Source organism: Aquimarina besae, from assembly GCF_042434905.1.
GTDB lineage: Bacteria > Bacteroidota > Bacteroidia > Flavobacteriales > Flavobacteriaceae > Aquimarina.
This window is the reverse complement of record NZ_CP170199.1, coordinates 60451-76718: the sequence shown is the minus strand read 5'-3', so window position 1 is coordinate 76718 and position 16268 is coordinate 60451. Positions and strand designations below refer to the sequence as shown.

The following is a 16268-nucleotide window of genomic DNA, read 5'->3' as shown; positions in this document are numbered from 1 at the left end:
AAACCTTTTTGTCAATTACGGTTGTTTAGATTTAAGAATACTCTGTTTTTGACGTATTATCTGAACGCTCTGTTAGATCGATATAAAATGAATAATTTACTCATTTTTTCTGTGGTCTTTAACTTCTTTGAGACCTTGAATGTGCTAATGAGACTTAACTTCTGATTCGGGAATAAACCAAGAAATGAGAGTGTTGGTGTCTGTAGGAATTTTAGCAAAAAAAATGTCAGAATAATTATTGGAATTTGTGTTGAGACCGTACTTGTTTTTATATAAAAACAGAAATAAAAGGTTTCAATATAAAACCTTACAAAAAATATTTATTTTAACAATAAATTAACATTTTATTATGGTTTTCAAGTAGCTTGTTTATGATATAGTGCTAAGATAAAAGCGTTTGAGTTATCCTGTTAGTAAGGGTAAACAGGAATTCTTTTTTAAAAAAATGGTTGGAAGCATATTTTAGTGTTAAAAAAATGCAAAAATCATATTCTTTTTTTGTAGGAAGAGTATAATGTATAAGTCAAATGGTGTTATTTGAAGAGATTAGGCACCAATGCAAAATTTTAGCAATGTTTTTTGCATCATCAACACCTCTATGATGTATTCCCTCTAGTGGGATTTCCAAAATGTCTAAAGCTCCCTTCATCCCAACTTTTTTTCGTAAACCTTTTGTCTGCACAAAAAGCTCTTTGATGTTCACATGGTATTGTGATAAAGGGTATTCGATTCCTCTATAGCTACATTGTTTCTTCATCATATTTAAATCATATTGACCGTAACTTGCCCAGGTGTATTGATGCCCTTGATATGTTGTCCTTAAAATTTCGCAAGCTTCTGTAAAAGAAATCCCTTCTTGCTCCAGTAGTTCTTGCGCAATAGTCGTCAATTCTGTACAGAAAGGACTTACTTCAGATCGTTCTGGCTTGATAAGTATCCCTTGGTTTTTAGAGATCTCTCCAGTTTCTGTATTTAATAAACAGATACCGATTTCAATGATTTCGTTTACCTGTCCTTTTGGTATTGAACCGTTCCAGCACGTAGCTTCTAGGTCAATAATTATGATTGTATTTGTTGTTTTCATTTTAATATGCTTTAGGACCTGTTAGTCTGCCAAAGCCGACACCAGGTCTGGATTATTTTTTAAGTTTTCGGAATAGCAACTAATTCCTCTCTATCCAAAGGATCGATATCTTGATCTAATAGTTTGATCGCAGATTGTACTGCCCAGCACTTATCGCTAGAGTGGATATTAGAATACAATCCTAATATATAAGATGGCTCTACAATTGTCCATCCTTTTGCAATACGATGGGGAATATTGAGTTTTACGAAAAAGTCAATGGTGATTCGTACTGATTTTTCGTTTTTAGTAATCACTGTTTTTTCGTAACGTCTAAAATTCTCTTCACTTGGTAAATGATCGTAACGTGTCCATACTTTCTGAAAACCTGTTTTTTGTAGTATGTACATTACCTGAGCTACGTTTTTTGGATCTACAAAAAGATCAATATCCTTATGATCGTGAGCGTGTTTATATTCTGTATGACCCAATGGTGACAGAAAGTGCCATGCCCAGCCTCCGGATAATATCACTAATTCTTTAAGGGGCATTAAAGCAGCTAATGAATGCTGAATTCTATAGTTAGGCCATAGTTCTCCGTATCTTTTTTTGTTATGTGGTGCTCCCATGATTTTTTTATTTTGTCATTCTGGTATAGACCGGAGTCCACTGCTGTTTTGTGGATTCCAGCCTTTAGTTTAGCCTGAGCCAAGTCCAAGGGCTGGAATGACAGATTGTTATTATTTCTTCTTTTTCTTTTTAGAAGAACTCTGAGTTTTACTGCTCTTTTTCGTGTTCTTCTTTTTCTTCTTTTTTGGCATTTTGTCCTTGATTCTTTTTTCATCGCCTTCGATATCACTTATGAAATAGTTGTTATAAGTATATACCTTAGCAGTTTTTAGGACTTTCAACGCAGTCTTATATTCTTTTTTTTGTTCAAAAAGAATTCCTTTTTTTAAATACAAAACGGCTTTGTCTGTACCTTTTAGAGTCAATGCGAAGTCAATTAATTTTTCTGCTTCGTCATAATCTTCATTCCAGAGCAATACATTAATGTACTTTGGGTATACATCTAATGCATACATGTCTTCCGCTAATGCTTGTTGGTAGTACTCTTTTGCAGTTTCATAATCCCTGAGGTTTTCTGCATAAATCTGTCCCATCAAACAAAGTGCAACCGGATTTTTATCATCATATGACAATGCATAATTCAAAGATTCTACCGCTTCTTCTAAGTTATATGGATATGCATCCAATGCCTGAAATAGATATTTGTCTAGTAAATTTCCCATGATCCTAGTATTTTAAATCGTCGCGTAGATCTTTTTTAAGTTTTTGTCGATCAGAGGCATACGATTGTTTTTTATAATTTTTCTTAAAATCAGTTCCTTTAAATGTTCTAACAGGATTACCACGTTCTACACTTAGGTGATTTTCCCATTGATCAGACAAGGATTTTTTAATGTTGTCTAACTGACTTTGATGTACTTTTTCTTTTAATCGTTCTATTGCAATTTTTTTATTTTGATGTTGTGATCTGCTGTCCATTACTACTACCTGATCTCCTGTTGGATTGTATGTAGCTCGAACTGCAGAATTTACTTTGTTTACGTTTTGGCCTCCGGGACCTGAACTTCGCATCGCCTGAAACGAAATGTCTTTTTCCTTTAGAGCTATCAGTTGAGTCTGTTTAACTTCATACATTCCGATAAACCAATTTTTTCGTTTATGATGTTTTCTGAATGTAGAAGTGCCAATCCACTGAATGGTTCCTAACCAAGACGTTAAAAAGGAGTCTATTTCTTTTCCTTTTAGTTGTATGGTAACAGATTGTACCGTTCCGTTTTCAGAACCTGCATCCCTCTGCAGTATATTATAAGTAAATCCACTATTTTTAATTTCTTCTAGAAATAGTTTTAGTACTTGCGCTACTACCCAGCAACATTCTACGGGTCCTCTTCCGGCTGTTATTTGAATTATTTTAGTTTTCATTTATTTTATTTTTAAGCCTATCAGTCTGCCACTGCAGACTGATAGATCTGATATTGTCCTCGGGCCTCAAGCCTGAAACCTATTTATTTGTCCATTCGCACGATTTTAGGTGTGAATGTTCCAACTACCTCAACTAATTCTTGTTGATTTGCCATTACTTTATTAATATCCTTGTACGCCATAGGTGCTTCATCAATTCCTCCACCAATCAGCGTGACATCATTTTCTTTTAATTGCTTTTTGATATCACTCTTAGTAAATTTCTCTTTGCACTTTCTTCTGGAATGTAATCGTCCCGCTCCGTGAGATGCAGATTGTAAACTTTCTAGGTTTCCTAATCCTCTCACTATAAATCCTGGAGCTGTCATAGATCCCGGAATAATTCCTAACTCGCCTTTGGCGGCAGGAGTAGCTCCTTTTCTATGAACAATACATTCCTCACCGTTGACTTCTTGTTTCCAGGCAAAATTGTGATGGTTTTCAATTTTGGCAACAGGTTTCGATCCTAATAACTTTCCGATTCTGGCGTGAATATCATCGTGACATGCTTGCGCATAATCTCCGGCAAGATTCATAGCTAACCAATATTCCTGGCCATCGTGTGTGTTTAGATCCAACCAAGCTAATTGTTGTACATGCTTTGGTAACGGACATTGTTTGGTTGCCAAATAGGTATAGTGTTTAGCGATATTGGCTCCCAATCCTCGAGATCCGCTATGCGATAAAACTCCTATATAGGGTCCTACATCCAATCCCCATTCATTATTTGTATCTGTAATGTCTACCGATCCAAATTCTACAAAATGATTACCACCACCAGAGGTTCCCAATTGTTTGTATGCTTTGTCTTTTAGTCTTTTTACCAATGGAATGTTTTTAAACTCCTCTCGTTCAAAGATTTCATGATCATGCTTTATTTTGTGGGTTTCATACATTCCGAATTTGGTGTGTTCAGACAATATGTTCTCCAATTGATGTTTTTTCCCTTTTAAATAAGAGATTGCAATTGGATACACGGTTAAACACATTCTACACCCAATATCAACACCTACACCATAGGGTATCACTGCATTTTTTGTAGCAAGTACTCCACCAATTGGTAAGCCATAACCACTATGTGCATCTGGCATTAACGCTCCTGCAACTGCTACTGGTAACTTGAGTGCATCATACAATTGATATTTTGCCTGGTCATCGATTTCATTTTCTCCATAGATCTGAAATGGTACTCTGGTAGTTTTTAAAGCGTGTTTTTTTACTTCCACAGGCTTTAGTAAACTTTCGGCAATCTTACCCCAGATACCATCACCTTGATAAGCTTCTGGATTTAATAATACTTTTTTGGCTTCTATTAATATTTGTTCTTTTTTTACTCTTTTTTGATATCGATTAATCTGACCTAGTGTCACATTAATACTATTGTTTTTTGGAAAGCCTAATTTGATTAGGTCTTTTCCGCTTAATTTCTTTCCCATGATTTTGGAATTTGGGCGTTTTCCGCCTTGGCGGATCGGGCTTTCGCGCATACTCCTCGATAGTCTACACTTCGACAACACTTCGACAACACTTCGACAAGCTCAGTGTACGGCTCAGTGCGACAATCTGTGGGTAACCGCTCTATCCCTGCCTACTGTCAGGCAGGCCTAACGCAATACGTAATTATTCTATAAACTATTTTCGGAAAGGTCAAAATTCATACTAGTCAAGTAGAATTGATAATGAATTTTTACAAATAAAAAATCCGAAACTTTTTTCTGGCTTCGGACTTTATATCAAACTGATGGAATCAGCTTATGAATTATAGAAGTCCCGAAGCATACGCATAAAAGAACCTGGTTCTCTTAGTGTATCTGTGTACGTGTTTGTAAAGGTCATAGTACTTCGGTTATTAATGATTATTACACTTCGACAAGCTCAGTGTGACATTTTGTTTATTGCTTTATTGCGGTGCAAATATGAAATCTATTTTTTAATTACACAAATAAAATATTGATTTATTTTACTGATTATCAATTATTTAATCTTGTTTTTAGGCAAAGAAAACCCTGTCCGTTTAGTAACGGATAGTGATCTAATAGGTAACTAACTGTAGCTCTTATGAGTATCGCTCAAACAACATTTTATTTGATGTTCATCGTTTCTAAAAAAATAACATAAAAAAAGCGCCCAATTTTTTTGGACGCTCTTTAGAATATATGTTTTTCTAGTTTTTTATCTATGCTTTCGATTTGAAAACAGCTTTACGGCGTCCTTTTTTATGTGTACAAAATAGATTCATAGATACTTAAAACTTGTTTTTTGTTCTTATTTACAATGCAAATATGAGTTTATTATTAAATAAGTTCCAAATTTTTCAGATAATTCATTTTGATTCTAAGTAATGTTAGATGATGGTTATTGTATAACTACTTGTATGAATTTGTCCTTCATCAAGTTTTTGAATCCCTTCTTTCTCTTCGAGATTTTGAGTTGTTTCTTCTACGTCTGCATATCCTAACCAAGGTTCTATACAGATATATGGTGCTTTTGGTTTCGCCCAAATACCAAGATCCGGAAAGTCATTAAAATCTATCGATAACATTGGACCCTTGATTTTATGAGTGAGAATTGCTTTTTTCGCGTTTATATCCTTGAAAATTAAAGCATCTTTATCAAAAAGAGTTTCGGTAAGCCAAATTTTATGATCATCTATGATAGAAATAGTATTTTTAGAAATAAGTCCTTGATCATTTAGAACATAGCTTTTAGAGTTCTCTACACTTTCTAACTCAATATAATAATCCTCATAAGTTTCAGATACATGGAGAGGACAATTAAAAGCGGGATGCCCTCCAACTGAAAAAAACATGGTTTCTGAATCATTATTTGCTATGTTGTGAGAAACATGGATCTGATTATTGATAAGTTCGAAGCTAATCGTAAAATTGAATGTAAATGGATAACTTTTCAATGTCTCTTCTGAGGCACATAGTGTAAATGAGGCTTTAGTCGTGGAATCTTGAGTTCCAACAATATTCTTATTATACCGTATAAATCCATGTTTTGGAAGTGAATAGCTCTTTCCTTTATAAGTATACATGCCATTTTTTAGTCCACCAATAACCGGAAAAAGTACCGGTGCCTGACTTGCCCATATGGCTGGATCTCCTTGCCATAAAAATTCTTTAGTATCTTTTTTGGTTTTGATGCTTGTAAGTTCTGCTCCTACAGTATCAATACGAACTATTAATTCATCATTTTCTATGGTATAGATCATTGTGGGAAATTATAATTGATTAATAAAGTAATATTTAGTATTATCTTTTTGACTTTCATTGTCAGTCTGAGCCTGTCGAAGACTAACCAACTTATCAAGTTTATTTACACTTCGACACCTGTCCGCCTATGGAGGAAGCTCAGTGTGACACCTTAGTTTTATATCTTTGTTGATTACAATATTTAAAACTTACTATTTTACATCAAATGTACAGAAAGAGGTTATTTATTTGAGAATGGAATTTTATAAAAAAGGTTCTAAAAACCCAATTAACTTGGTTCCGTTGGCATTCCATCTAATTCCATGTCCACTTGGCACTCGAATCTCATATACCAGTTCGTGTTTATAATGATAAAAGATATTCCACCAGGTCTTGTTATCGATGATTTCCAGAATACGTTTTTTTACTTTTTCTTCTTTTTGAGTAGGATTGCCTTTCATTTCTCCCCAGAAATTATCAGATGATCTTCCGATATGCTTTTCCCAGGCTCTGGTTGCTATACAGATTTGATCATTAAAAGGCGTAAAACAGCTTTCGAGTAATGTTTCTTTTAGAGGAGGAATTGCTTCCTCATTTTTTAAAGTAGCTGAGGTCCATCGTTGTCCAATCAATATCAAAAGATATTCGAATGGAGTGGTTTCTATTACTTTTGCCCAATCTTTTGGTGTTGTATTTTGATCAGCTAATAACCTTTCGAAACTTTTGAATGCTTCTGATAGTGATGGTGTTATTTCTTCATCAAAATGGGGAAGTGGGTGCGTATCCGGAACTCCAAACTGATGGTAGCGTTCTAGATTTTTGGCAAAAACCAGTAAATGTTCTTCCTGTAAAAATCCAGCATACTGCTCCTTCCAGGAATCTGAAAGGAACTGAATGCTGTTTTGTATGGTTTCAAATAAATTTATTTCCACTGTTTTTTTCTTTGACTTTTCCAGTTTCGTTCTGGAATGGTGCAATTGATGGTTTCATATCCGTGTGGAAAGCACCAGGAACAACCTGATTCTTCACCAATTTTGATTCTGGAAACTTTAATCCCTGATATCTTTTTCGGAAAATTAATCATTTCAAGTTCGTTTAGTTCGAATACTTTTTTGAAGCGTTTGAACTTTTTCATCTGTATTAATTTTTAAGTTAAAAACTTAATACAGGGTTCCTTTTCTTGTTACCATTTCAAGTAATTTTTATTGTAAACATCTCCCTAAATCCCTCTTCGAAGAGGGACTTTTGATCTACCTTCCTTTGAAGGAAGGGTTAGGGATGGATGTTTGTTTAATGAAGATTAGATTTCAGTTCAGACTCTTTCATTATTTGTTTCTATTCCTCCTTTTTACCCTCCAAGGCGCATTGATCTGGAAATCTCCAGCCATAATACATCCATAAGGCATCACTTCATCAATCACCGTACCTAAACCAAACTCTGACATTTGATCTCTAACAGTTGCAGCATTTTTATAAGCACTCGGCAATTCAGAAATATCGATTTCTTTAGAGTAGAATCTAACATCTAGACCTTTGGTTTCGATCTCAAAGATTTCTTCTCGGGTTTGTCCTTCTTTATTTCTTTTATGTTGACTTCTACTCAGATTTCTACCAGCTCCGTGTGGGGCAAATCCCAGGTTCGTATCTGTAGTTGCTCCTTCGACAATTAAAACAGGTTCTGACATATTCAGCGGGATCAATCTTGGACCTTTGATATCCGGCATAAACTTATTATCTAACGGTGTGGCACCTTTGGCGTGATAAAACAAATCACCGTCTTTAAAAACAAAGTTATGTTCATTCCAGAATCTGTTTTCAGCTTCAATATTTAATGCCTTCAAAGTTGCATCATGAATTACTTCGTGATTTAGTTTTGTCCATTTTCTGATGGTTTGCAATGCAGACCAATAGGCTTGTCCTTCTTCTGTATCAAAAGGGATCCACGCATTTTGCTTTAGAGTATCCGGAGATAAGTCACATCTGAATTTGTTAGCAATATGCATTCCTTTTTTATACAATCTGGCACCCACACCTCTGGATCCGTGATGTGTGATCATCATGGTATTTCCTGTTTTGGCAGAAGTACCAATGAATAAAAAATGATTACCATCTCCTTGCGTTCCCAGGTGTTCTCTGGCCATACTGATATCTTTATCTTCTTTCAGGAAGAAGTTGGATTTGAATTCGGCTAATAGTTCATCCGTCAAATTATATTGTTGTCCTCTAGGTCTTCCACCAGGACCAAAGTGTGTGCTGGCGTGTGCAGCGTCCAATACTTTTTTCGGATCTGTTTTTCCAAAATCAGTTAACATCACAGAACAACAGATATCGGCACTATGCATTCCCGGATGGATTGCGTTTTTGGCAACCGCCACACCACCCACAGGAATGGTTCCGTTAGGGCCCGCAGGACATGCATCAGGCATCACCGCACCATTGACGATGGTTGGTGTTTTCATCAGGGTTTTCATAGAATCCAGAACCGAAGTCACATTGTCCTCTTCCAATTCGTTTTCTGCTTTGATGTTGATTTTAAAATCTATCGGAGTGTTATGTAATTCCTGGATAGGAGGCATTTTATATTGTTCTAAATATGCGTGCATTGCTTCATCAACTAATTGATGTGTATTGATATGTTCAATCGCTTCCGGAAACCATTTCCCGGATCTAAATCCTAAATCGATTAATGTTTTTCCTGTAATATTTACTTTATTTTCCATGTTTTCTTTAATTATGAAACAAAGATGAGGTGGTATTGCGCAATAGTTTTGCGTAGATTAATTTATTTATAAAAATCGTCTCTAATTTTAATCAATAGATTGTTTACTTCAGTTAAATCTGGTCTTTCGATCAAATTTGATTTCTCATACAAAAGATCTAAACTTTGTTTAAGTTCCATTTTGTTAACTAACTTAAATCACCTTACCCTCTTTTTATTTCCTGTTTCGGATTGTGTTTTCTGCACCAAGTTTCTTTTTCAACTGTATATTGCTTTTTTAGATCATCAACTATTCTAAAGCTACACTTTATTTTATTAGGAGCAGTTTGCCCCAATTGTAAATTTTTATTGTTGGGACAGCCAATTAAAATGATCTTAGCTTCCTTTAAGTACGATTTTCTTAAATTCTTTTGTAGATTTGATTAAACAATTGATTGGAGAAATATTCGATCATGTTGTTAAACTCACTTTTGTTTGGCAATATGGTAAGATTAATAAGGTCAATTTCTACTTCATATTTATCTTTATTGATCATTAAACTATATAATTTTCCGATTCCCCAATAACCTTGAACGTCATTATTACGACTAACAAATGATCCTAATACTCCGTTAGCTATATTTTTGAATAATTTTCTTTTTCCCATTGTGTTAATCTATTCTGAAACTTCTTCAATAATAATTTTATCCTTTGCTATTGCCAGATAGTGGTATGTATAACATTCAGTTACTATGGTAGCAATTCCTTTTTGACAATTTGGACAAATCTGATTTAGAGAATTGGTATCATAGTATCCACAACATCCCATATAATTTTTCAGAAGCTTATGATTTAATAATTTTGAATCTTTATTATTTACAAGTATTCTATCATTATGAGCTATCGAAATATCCTCATGACCATCACAGTAATGACCTTTTTCAACAATTTCTTCGCCTACATCAAAATGAGTTAGGTCAAGAACAAACCGTCGTATAGCATTAGTTAAAGTTTCTTGACAGCGAGCGCATCTAATTTTTATGATTTTCATCTTTACTTTAATTACCGTACAAAGAAGTAGTGTTATTACGCAAAGATTCTGCGTAGCAAAAAATAATTCAAAAAAAATCCTCAAATAAAAACTTTACTTGAGGACGATATACTAATTAGTGTTATTCTTTATTGTCTGAGAAAAATCTTGAGATCGTCGCTTTTTTTCATCGCATACGATAAGGATTTATTACTAAAAGATTTTTCAGGTTTATAATTAGTCAAAGACAAAACATTAGGCAGTTTCATATTCCACGAACCCGATTTTTTACTATCTCCAGGAACAATCATTACTACGTGACCATACGTTTCTGCGGTATCGATAATCAATGCTAAACCACCTCTGTTGGCATGCGCCAATGCCTGATCGATCGTTTCTTGAGTTACTGTACCTAACTGCAACCAGTTTTTAGAGCGTGCTACAATCGGTCGAATGCTGTCGTAAACCACATATCCTAATTTAGGATCGCTAAATTCTGTAAGGTCATATGCCTTTGATATTATCTTGGTAATACTATTTCTACAGTCATTCCTTTCTGTCGCGGCTTTTTTACAAATAATAAAATTCTCCACTTCTTGGTCTAAGTTCAAGTCAGATGTAATAGTTTTTGAAGTGGTAGGATGTGTATCAGTTGTTTTTGTAGTTTTCGATTCTTGACTTTGGATGGATTCTGTCTGTTTTTCTGTATCTGACTTTTTTTCTTTTGAATCTTCTTTACAAGAAAGTATGCAAATCATCAACACAAATAGGGGTAGTAGTTTTTTCATCTTTTTTCGTTTTAGTTTGATAATAATAGGGAATTTTTTATTGTCTACAAAGTCATCTTGAAACTCGGCGATACGTTTTGTAACGTTAAATATCTTTTTTTTGAAAAACTAGTAGGGTATTTCTGTGGTTAGCTGTTTATAGTATAAATGCGCTATTAAAAAGGAAATAGGGGTTATGTCTCATTTTTCATAATCGACTAGTCAGTCGGTAGTAAATGTGTTTAACACAGAAAACCAGGTTTAGGCCTGGTTTTTTTAATATAATAGCAATAAGCAAAAAACGTAATAACGATTAGGTGGGGCATCGTTTGCCGGGAGTCGAACCCGGTTCATCTCTGTGTATGAATCCTCCCCTTTCTTGGTACGAAGTAAGTTATCACTATGGCATTATTGCTGTGTTTTATTACATAAACAGCCTGGCAATATTTCTATAATCAATGATATTGATGGGATTCGAACCCATAATTAAACGAACCAGTAAGCGAAGTACGATTATAAAACGGCACATTCTGTTGTTTTTAAAAGAGGTAATTAGTTGAAAAGTGACAAATTTTTCAAAATCTTGTGAACGAAGTAACACTTTTCTACGACACTCTTTTTTTAATATTATTAAATTTTAAGCAAGGCAAAAAACGATAAAAGACCGTGCTCTACCAATTGAGCTACTCTCCCTAATTCATATTGTTAATTGCGGAAGAGACGGGACTCGAACCCGCAACACCGGCATTAAAAGTGCGAAGTAACTTTTATCTACGGCACTTACTTTTTGTATGTGTTAAAAGAGGTAATTATCAAAAAACGACTATAACGGTGTCCTACTATTAGACGACCTCTTGCGAAGGGAGGAGTTGCACCTACATTTCCGGAACCTGAATCGAAGTAACGTTTTTCTACGACACTCTTTATTTTAGTATTTTTTTCTCTTTTTGATAAAGGTAAAAAACGAGCAGTGATTCTTGCTCACCAAATTGAGCGTAATTCCCCCAAGATACTTGTTTTGTTAATTGTGGAGGAATTAGGAGTCGAACCTGTGAAGTAACACTAGTCTACGACACTTTATTTTCTAGAGAATATATTTTAAAGTAAGGTAAAAAGCGAGAAGTATGTTATGTATTGTGCTCTAACCTATCTGAGCTATCCACCAAAGTGGAATGGGACTCGAACCCATGACCCCAATATCCGAAAACGAAGTAGTACTTTTCTACGACACTTACTTTTCCCTCATTGAGGGCTTAAATCTTAAAACAAGGCAAAAAAGCAAAAAGAGAAATGCTCTTAAAAGAGCGTCGTTCTTATCCTAAATGAGGACAGTGAACCGGTGATTCTAAATCTCAAAGAGATGTGCACAAATATGCTTTCACCCTGCTGGTTTTCAACCCAGCTTCGCCCACACAATCGCTTGTGCTACGCTACCTTAGGACCGTTATAGTTACGAAGTAACTCTTTTTTACGGCACTTGTTTAATGAACTAATATTGTCAATGAACTTGATGATAAGCTCACACCACGGATAGATGTGAGCTAACTATTATAAGGATTGCTCCTTGATGTATTGAATTACTGAGTTTCCGTTTTCTAATGCATCTAGTACATCAAAAACTTTATCACTCCAACCTCCAATTAGGTATACATCATTTTTTTCAACTTGTAATGGCGCACTTTTGTACCCCATTAGGTCAAAGATGTATAATTTGGCATTAGGCGCGATACTTTTGTATTGTTTCCACTCGGTTTCAATATGTTTATCAGCGTTGTAATGACCGCTGTTCCATAATTGACAATCAGTAAAGATCATTACCTTGTCTACCATAGTTTTCTGGTTGTTCAAACTCTCAATTACTTTGTAACCATTGGTTGAATATCCAACTTCACCTTCAATTTTTTTCAGTTTCATTACGTTGGATAAGACATCACCTTTTGGTAAAATATATTGTTTCCATCTGTCTCCAAAAATACCAGTGATTACATTTTTACATTTGTTTTGCAAAAGCATGCCCAACACCAATCCGATATCGTAAGCTTGTATCTTACTATTTCTGGAAATTGGTTGCATCATTGATCCCGATACATCACAGGCAACCACCACTTTGGTATCCAGTTCGAAACCTTTCATATTGATCACGCTGATTTGGATTGCTTTTTCTAGAGCATCTAAAATATAAGCTGTGTATGAAGATTTAGTCGCGCTCAACTCTTGATATGCTGCCATAAATCTAAATGGTAATTGCTTCGATCTTTTTACTTTGTTTTCATCCGTAAGTGTCTCCACAATTTTAGCAACGTGTGTATGGCTTACTTCTGCTTCCAAAATGTTTCTTAAGTTTCGCATTAGTGCCATATAGCCTAATTTGTTACTATCAATTAATTCTTCCCACTTTGTGGTAAAAGCCTTTTTCTTTTCTGCAACATTTGCAAATTTTTGTTGCCCCAAGGTTGATAGCTCTACTTCCCACGTATATGGAATCTCTAGCGTATCATTGATAACTTTGTTAAAAATAGATTGCTGTAGATCATCTTTTGGTTTTGGATGTGTCAAAAAGATAGCATCTTTAAAAGTCACTTCAGTCTTTCTGTTGTACTTCGCAAATTGATACGCATCAAACTTATTTAATGCCATCACGATACCTTTTTGAATTTGTTTAGAAAGCTTGTTCAGTTTTTTGGCACCTTCTCTTTGATTCGCTACCTGGTAATAAGCTAAAAGCTCTGTGATTTCATCAGCTCTTTGTATCACACCATTTACCGTTTTACTCACTAAATTATCACCACTATGGATTTTTGATAATTCTACTGCTAATACAATAGGAATAGATCTTAAGTACATTTTTTGTCTTACATATATGGCTAACTGTGCCACAAAGTATGGATCATTTTTTTGCACAAGGCTTATGATTCTTTTTAGTCTGGCGTTACCGGATTCATATGTTGTCTTTTCTAAAGTAGCATTAACAACGGCTGTGTACAATTCCATTTGAGGCGATAGTCTAAATGCTTTAGCACCTTGATAATTTTTCACCTCATTTTTTGCTTTTGTAAATACATTAAATTTCATCTTACTTTTATTTAGTTGTTAATTACTCTGCAAATATTTTAAGCTAGTACGCATTCTTTTTGCGTAGTAAAAAATAAAACGTATTTTTCTTTTTTTTAAGTTGAAAATTGTGGCTTTAAGATTTTATGAGATGGATTTAATCTGCTTAAGCAGTGACTCTTAGTTCATTATACAACGGGTCTTTTTCAATCATTGTTAATAGTTGTTTTTTTACGTCAAATTTCTTTTTTCTGGTATATCCTTCAGTATATCCTGTCATTTTTGAAATTTCTCTAACAGATTTCCCTTCGAAATAGAGAAGTAAAAGATTTTTGTTGTCACTGCTTAGTTTTTGAAAATGTTTTCGGTACAAATGTTCTCGATCTGCAAGTTCGATTTCTCTGGTAACAGAGTCTATATCTTTTTCTTGGTTAATGATAAGCGTTTCATTGGTAAGAACTCTTTGTCTTTTGCGAAACCTACTTCTCCAGGTGTTTTTACAGATTCCATAAAAGTATGTTTTAACAGGTACACGAATTTCTAAGGATCCTGATTTTAGTTTTTGATATAGTACTACTAAAGCATCTTGAAAAACATCTTCTACATCTTCCATCGTGCCACCATTTCTGAGAACATATCCTTTAATATAAGTAATGTTATCCCTGTAAAATTTTTTTAATGTCTTTTCATCCCCCTTGATGATACCTGACTTAATTACTTGCTCTGTATTCATTTTCCCTCACTTTTTTTGTTTGTACAAACATAAATCTATGCATGGCGAAGTCCTTACAGATTTCCGTAATCGAGGGTATTTTTTGTTTGAAATTTAATTTTTAAGTGATAAGTGAGGATTTGTTTTGAAAAAAAACTTCTTAGAAAGTAATATAGAGCGATTTTGCCAAAAAATTATATGCAGCAAGGATGATAGACAAGAATTCACTTGCCTTTCTGTAATTGGATAGTTTTTTATAGGATTATCGTTATGATTAGAGATCGTTTCCTAATGGATCTTAATTTTATAAGAAGGACACAATGTGATTTCTAAAATCACTTGTTACAACAACCCTAAATCCTTTACAATCGCTACTAAATGTGTGGTGTTTTTGGCTTTAAAATCATCAAAAAGTTTACTTACTCTTTTGTCAATCGTACTTTCGCTATTGGGAGAGATTTTTTGTTTTTTTAATTTCTGTACGATTTCTTTTTTGGTAAAACCTTGGGCTAACTCTTCTAGTAGCATCATATCGAAATCATCTAGATTGATGATATTATCTTTGGTAGCATCTGTTACTTCTGCAGGAAGCACGGTTTCTCCTTTATATACACCTTGCACGCAGTTTACTAATTCTTTTACGGCATGTTGCCCTTTGCAAACATAGCCGTTGATATTGAGTTTTTGGAATAACATATTAATCTTATCAGGTCGGCTTTCTTGAGAGTATACGATAACTTTTATATCCGGTTGTATTTTTCGAATGTCCTGAATGAGCTCTATACCAGAAGTTCTTATTTGTACTTTATGATCTTCTTTAAAAGAAAGATCGGTAATCAGTAACTCAAACAATTCTCCATCCTGATGCGCTTTTCTGAATTTTAGATAAGCATCATCACAATATTTCGCCTCGTGAATATTGCGTATATCGACTTCGTCATTTAGTACTTTTACAATACCTTGATTAGCAATTTCATAGTCTTCTGCTACCAATACTTTTGTAAACATATGTGATCCTTTTTTACTCGGGATTTTAATCTCAGCTTTAAAGCCTTTATTTTTTTCTGAGTCAAAGATAATTGTTCCGATATTAGTTTGATTACGTTTTTCCGTATTCTCTACTATTTTCTTATGCTTTCTTCAAGATATCTCCCTAAATCTCTACCTTCATAATCGGAGACCAGCTTTCTAGGAGGGACTTTTTGGTTTATTGATAAAACATCCCTCCAACCTCCCTTCAAAGGGAGGCTTTATTAGCTCCCTTTCTTTAAAATGAAATCACGGGATTGATTGTGGGGCCTAAGCGTTGCAATGAGATGGATGTTTAGGAAGGGTGATTTTCGTTTAAAGAACATCTAACTGCATCTCTTCCTCTAAAATAGCGGACAAGCTTTCGAAGAGGGACTTTTTGGTTTATTGATAAAACATCCCTCCAACCTCCCTTCAAAGGGAGGCTTTATTAGCTCCCTTTCTTTAAAATGAAATCATAGGATTGATGGTTTTATATATCTGATCGTCACATCGAGTATTTTTTGTGTAGCGGTAGCGAATCAAAAAATGTATCGAGATGTTAGTAAGTTTTCCTCTTTAAAAGATTTTCGTCACACTTTTCTTTAGTCAAAGAAACCGAATTGACAGTTTTAGATATTCATTAAGCACCATCTCCCTTAATCTCTTCCTCCAAAATGGCGGACCAGCTTTCGAAGAGGGATTTTTTTA

At 34.5% G+C, this 16268-nt stretch carries 15 protein-coding genes; all 15 read right to left on the bottom strand.

All coding sequences use genetic code 11. From position 1 onward, the window contains the following. Positions 1–523 precede the first annotated feature (523 nt). Positions 524–1084 carry an exonuclease domain-containing protein gene (locus tag ACE94K_RS00345; RefSeq protein WP_378178285.1) on the bottom strand — a complete coding sequence of 187 codons (561 nt, stop codon included), beginning with the start codon at positions 1082–1084 and terminating at the stop codon, positions 524–526. A 59-nt stretch (positions 1085–1143) separates the two neighbouring features. Beyond that, positions 1144–1692 (bottom strand): hypothetical protein, encoded by a 549-nt coding sequence (locus ACE94K_RS00340; RefSeq protein WP_378178282.1) that lies wholly within the window; start codon positions 1690–1692, stop codon positions 1144–1146. Between the two features lie 111 nt (positions 1693–1803). Continuing rightward, complete coding sequence (locus ACE94K_RS00335; protein WP_378178279.1) at positions 1804–2355, bottom strand: tetratricopeptide repeat protein; 552 nt, start codon at positions 2353–2355, stop codon at positions 1804–1806. A 4-nt stretch (positions 2356–2359) separates the two neighbouring features. Continuing rightward, positions 2360–3055, bottom strand: coding sequence for a peptide chain release factor H (gene prfH / locus ACE94K_RS00330; protein ID WP_378178276.1), 696 nt, complete (start codon positions 3053–3055; stop codon positions 2360–2362). A gap of 83 nt (positions 3056–3138) precedes the next feature. Beyond that, positions 3139–4530, bottom strand: a complete 1392-nt coding sequence (locus tag ACE94K_RS00325) for an RtcB family protein (RefSeq protein WP_378178273.1) — start codon at positions 4528–4530, stop codon at positions 3139–3141. Between the two features lie 908 nt (positions 4531–5438). Continuing rightward, positions 5439–6311 carry an aldose 1-epimerase family protein gene (locus ACE94K_RS00320; protein WP_378178270.1) on the bottom strand — a complete coding sequence of 291 codons (873 nt, stop codon included), beginning with the start codon at positions 6309–6311 and terminating at the stop codon, positions 5439–5441. Positions 6312–6554: 243 nt separating this feature from the next. Beyond that, the gene (locus tag ACE94K_RS00315; RefSeq protein WP_378178267.1) at positions 6555–7223 is read right to left on the bottom strand and encodes a hypothetical protein; all 669 of its coding nucleotides are present in this window, start codon (positions 7221–7223) and stop codon (positions 6555–6557) included. Then, the gene (locus ACE94K_RS00310; protein WP_378178264.1) at positions 7214–7426 is read right to left on the bottom strand and encodes a phosphate ABC transporter substrate-binding protein; all 213 of its coding nucleotides are present in this window, start codon (positions 7424–7426) and stop codon (positions 7214–7216) included. The genes ACE94K_RS00315 and ACE94K_RS00310 overlap by 10 nt, the downstream gene beginning before the upstream one ends. A 190-nt stretch (positions 7427–7616) precedes the next feature. Continuing rightward, entirely contained in the window at positions 7617–9011 is a 1395-nt protein-coding gene (locus tag ACE94K_RS00305) for an RtcB family protein (RefSeq protein ID WP_378178261.1), read from the bottom strand. Between the two features lie 399 nt (positions 9012–9410). Further along, positions 9411–9656 (bottom strand): hypothetical protein, encoded by a 246-nt coding sequence (locus ACE94K_RS00300; protein WP_378178258.1) that lies wholly within the window; start codon positions 9654–9656, stop codon positions 9411–9413. A 9-nt stretch (positions 9657–9665) separates the two neighbouring features. After that, on the bottom strand, positions 9666–10040 hold the full coding sequence (locus ACE94K_RS00295; RefSeq protein WP_378178255.1) for a hypothetical protein: 375 nt from the start codon (positions 10038–10040) through the stop codon (positions 9666–9668). Between the two features lie 128 nt (positions 10041–10168). Continuing rightward, positions 10169–10807 carry a hypothetical protein gene (locus tag ACE94K_RS00290; protein ID WP_378178252.1) on the bottom strand — a complete coding sequence of 213 codons (639 nt, stop codon included), beginning with the start codon at positions 10805–10807 and terminating at the stop codon, positions 10169–10171. Positions 10808–12334: 1527 nt separating this feature from the next. After that, on the bottom strand, positions 12335–13858 hold the full coding sequence (locus tag ACE94K_RS00285) for a TROVE domain-containing protein (protein WP_378178249.1): 1524 nt from the start codon (positions 13856–13858) through the stop codon (positions 12335–12337). Between the two features lie 145 nt (positions 13859–14003). Next, positions 14004–14570: an RNA polymerase sigma factor gene (locus ACE94K_RS00280; RefSeq protein WP_378178246.1), complete on the bottom strand. Its 567-nt coding sequence runs from the start codon at positions 14568–14570 to the stop codon at positions 14004–14006. 321 nt (positions 14571–14891) lie between these two features. Then, on the bottom strand, positions 14892–15557 hold the full coding sequence (locus ACE94K_RS00275; protein ID WP_378178243.1) for a response regulator: 666 nt from the start codon (positions 15555–15557) through the stop codon (positions 14892–14894). Positions 15558–16268: the final 711 nt, after the last annotated feature.

Bases quoted from the DNA above. Each gene is read 5' to 3' on its own strand.
- ACE94K_RS00345 (WP_378178285.1), bottom strand. From the start codon at position 1,084: ATGAAAACAACAAATACAATCATAATTATTGACCTAGAAGCTACGTGC.
- ACE94K_RS00340 (WP_378178282.1), bottom strand. From the start codon at position 1,692: ATGGGAGCACCACATAACAAAAAAAGATACGGAGAACTATGGCCTAAC.
- ACE94K_RS00335 (WP_378178279.1), bottom strand. From the start codon at position 2,355: ATGGGAAATTTACTAGACAAATATCTATTTCAGGCATTGGATGCATAT.
- prfH (WP_378178276.1), bottom strand. From the start codon at position 3,055: ATGAAAACTAAAATAATTCAAATAACAGCCGGAAGAGGACCCGTAGAA.
- ACE94K_RS00325 (WP_378178273.1), bottom strand. From the start codon at position 4,530: ATGGGAAAGAAATTAAGCGGAAAAGACCTAATCAAATTAGGCTTTCCA.
- ACE94K_RS00320 (WP_378178270.1), bottom strand. From the start codon at position 6,311: ATGATCTATACCATAGAAAATGATGAATTAATAGTTCGTATTGATACT.
- ACE94K_RS00310 (WP_378178264.1), bottom strand. From the start codon at position 7,426: ATGAAAAAGTTCAAACGCTTCAAAAAAGTATTCGAACTAAACGAACTT.
- ACE94K_RS00305 (WP_378178261.1), bottom strand. From the start codon at position 9,011: ATGGAAAATAAAGTAAATATTACAGGAAAAACATTAATCGATTTAGGA.
- ACE94K_RS00300 (WP_378178258.1), bottom strand. From the start codon at position 9,656: ATGGGAAAAAGAAAATTATTCAAAAATATAGCTAACGGAGTATTAGGA.
- ACE94K_RS00295 (WP_378178255.1), bottom strand. From the start codon at position 10,040: ATGAAAATCATAAAAATTAGATGCGCTCGCTGTCAAGAAACTTTAACT.
- ACE94K_RS00290 (WP_378178252.1), bottom strand. From the start codon at position 10,807: ATGAAAAAACTACTACCCCTATTTGTGTTGATGATTTGCATACTTTCT.
- ACE94K_RS00285 (WP_378178249.1), bottom strand. From the start codon at position 13,858: ATGAAATTTAATGTATTTACAAAAGCAAAAAATGAGGTGAAAAATTAT.
- ACE94K_RS00280 (WP_378178246.1), bottom strand. From the start codon at position 14,570: ATGAATACAGAGCAAGTAATTAAGTCAGGTATCATCAAGGGGGATGAA.
- ACE94K_RS00275 (WP_378178243.1), bottom strand. From the start codon at position 15,557: ATGTTTACAAAAGTATTGGTAGCAGAAGACTATGAAATTGCTAATCAA.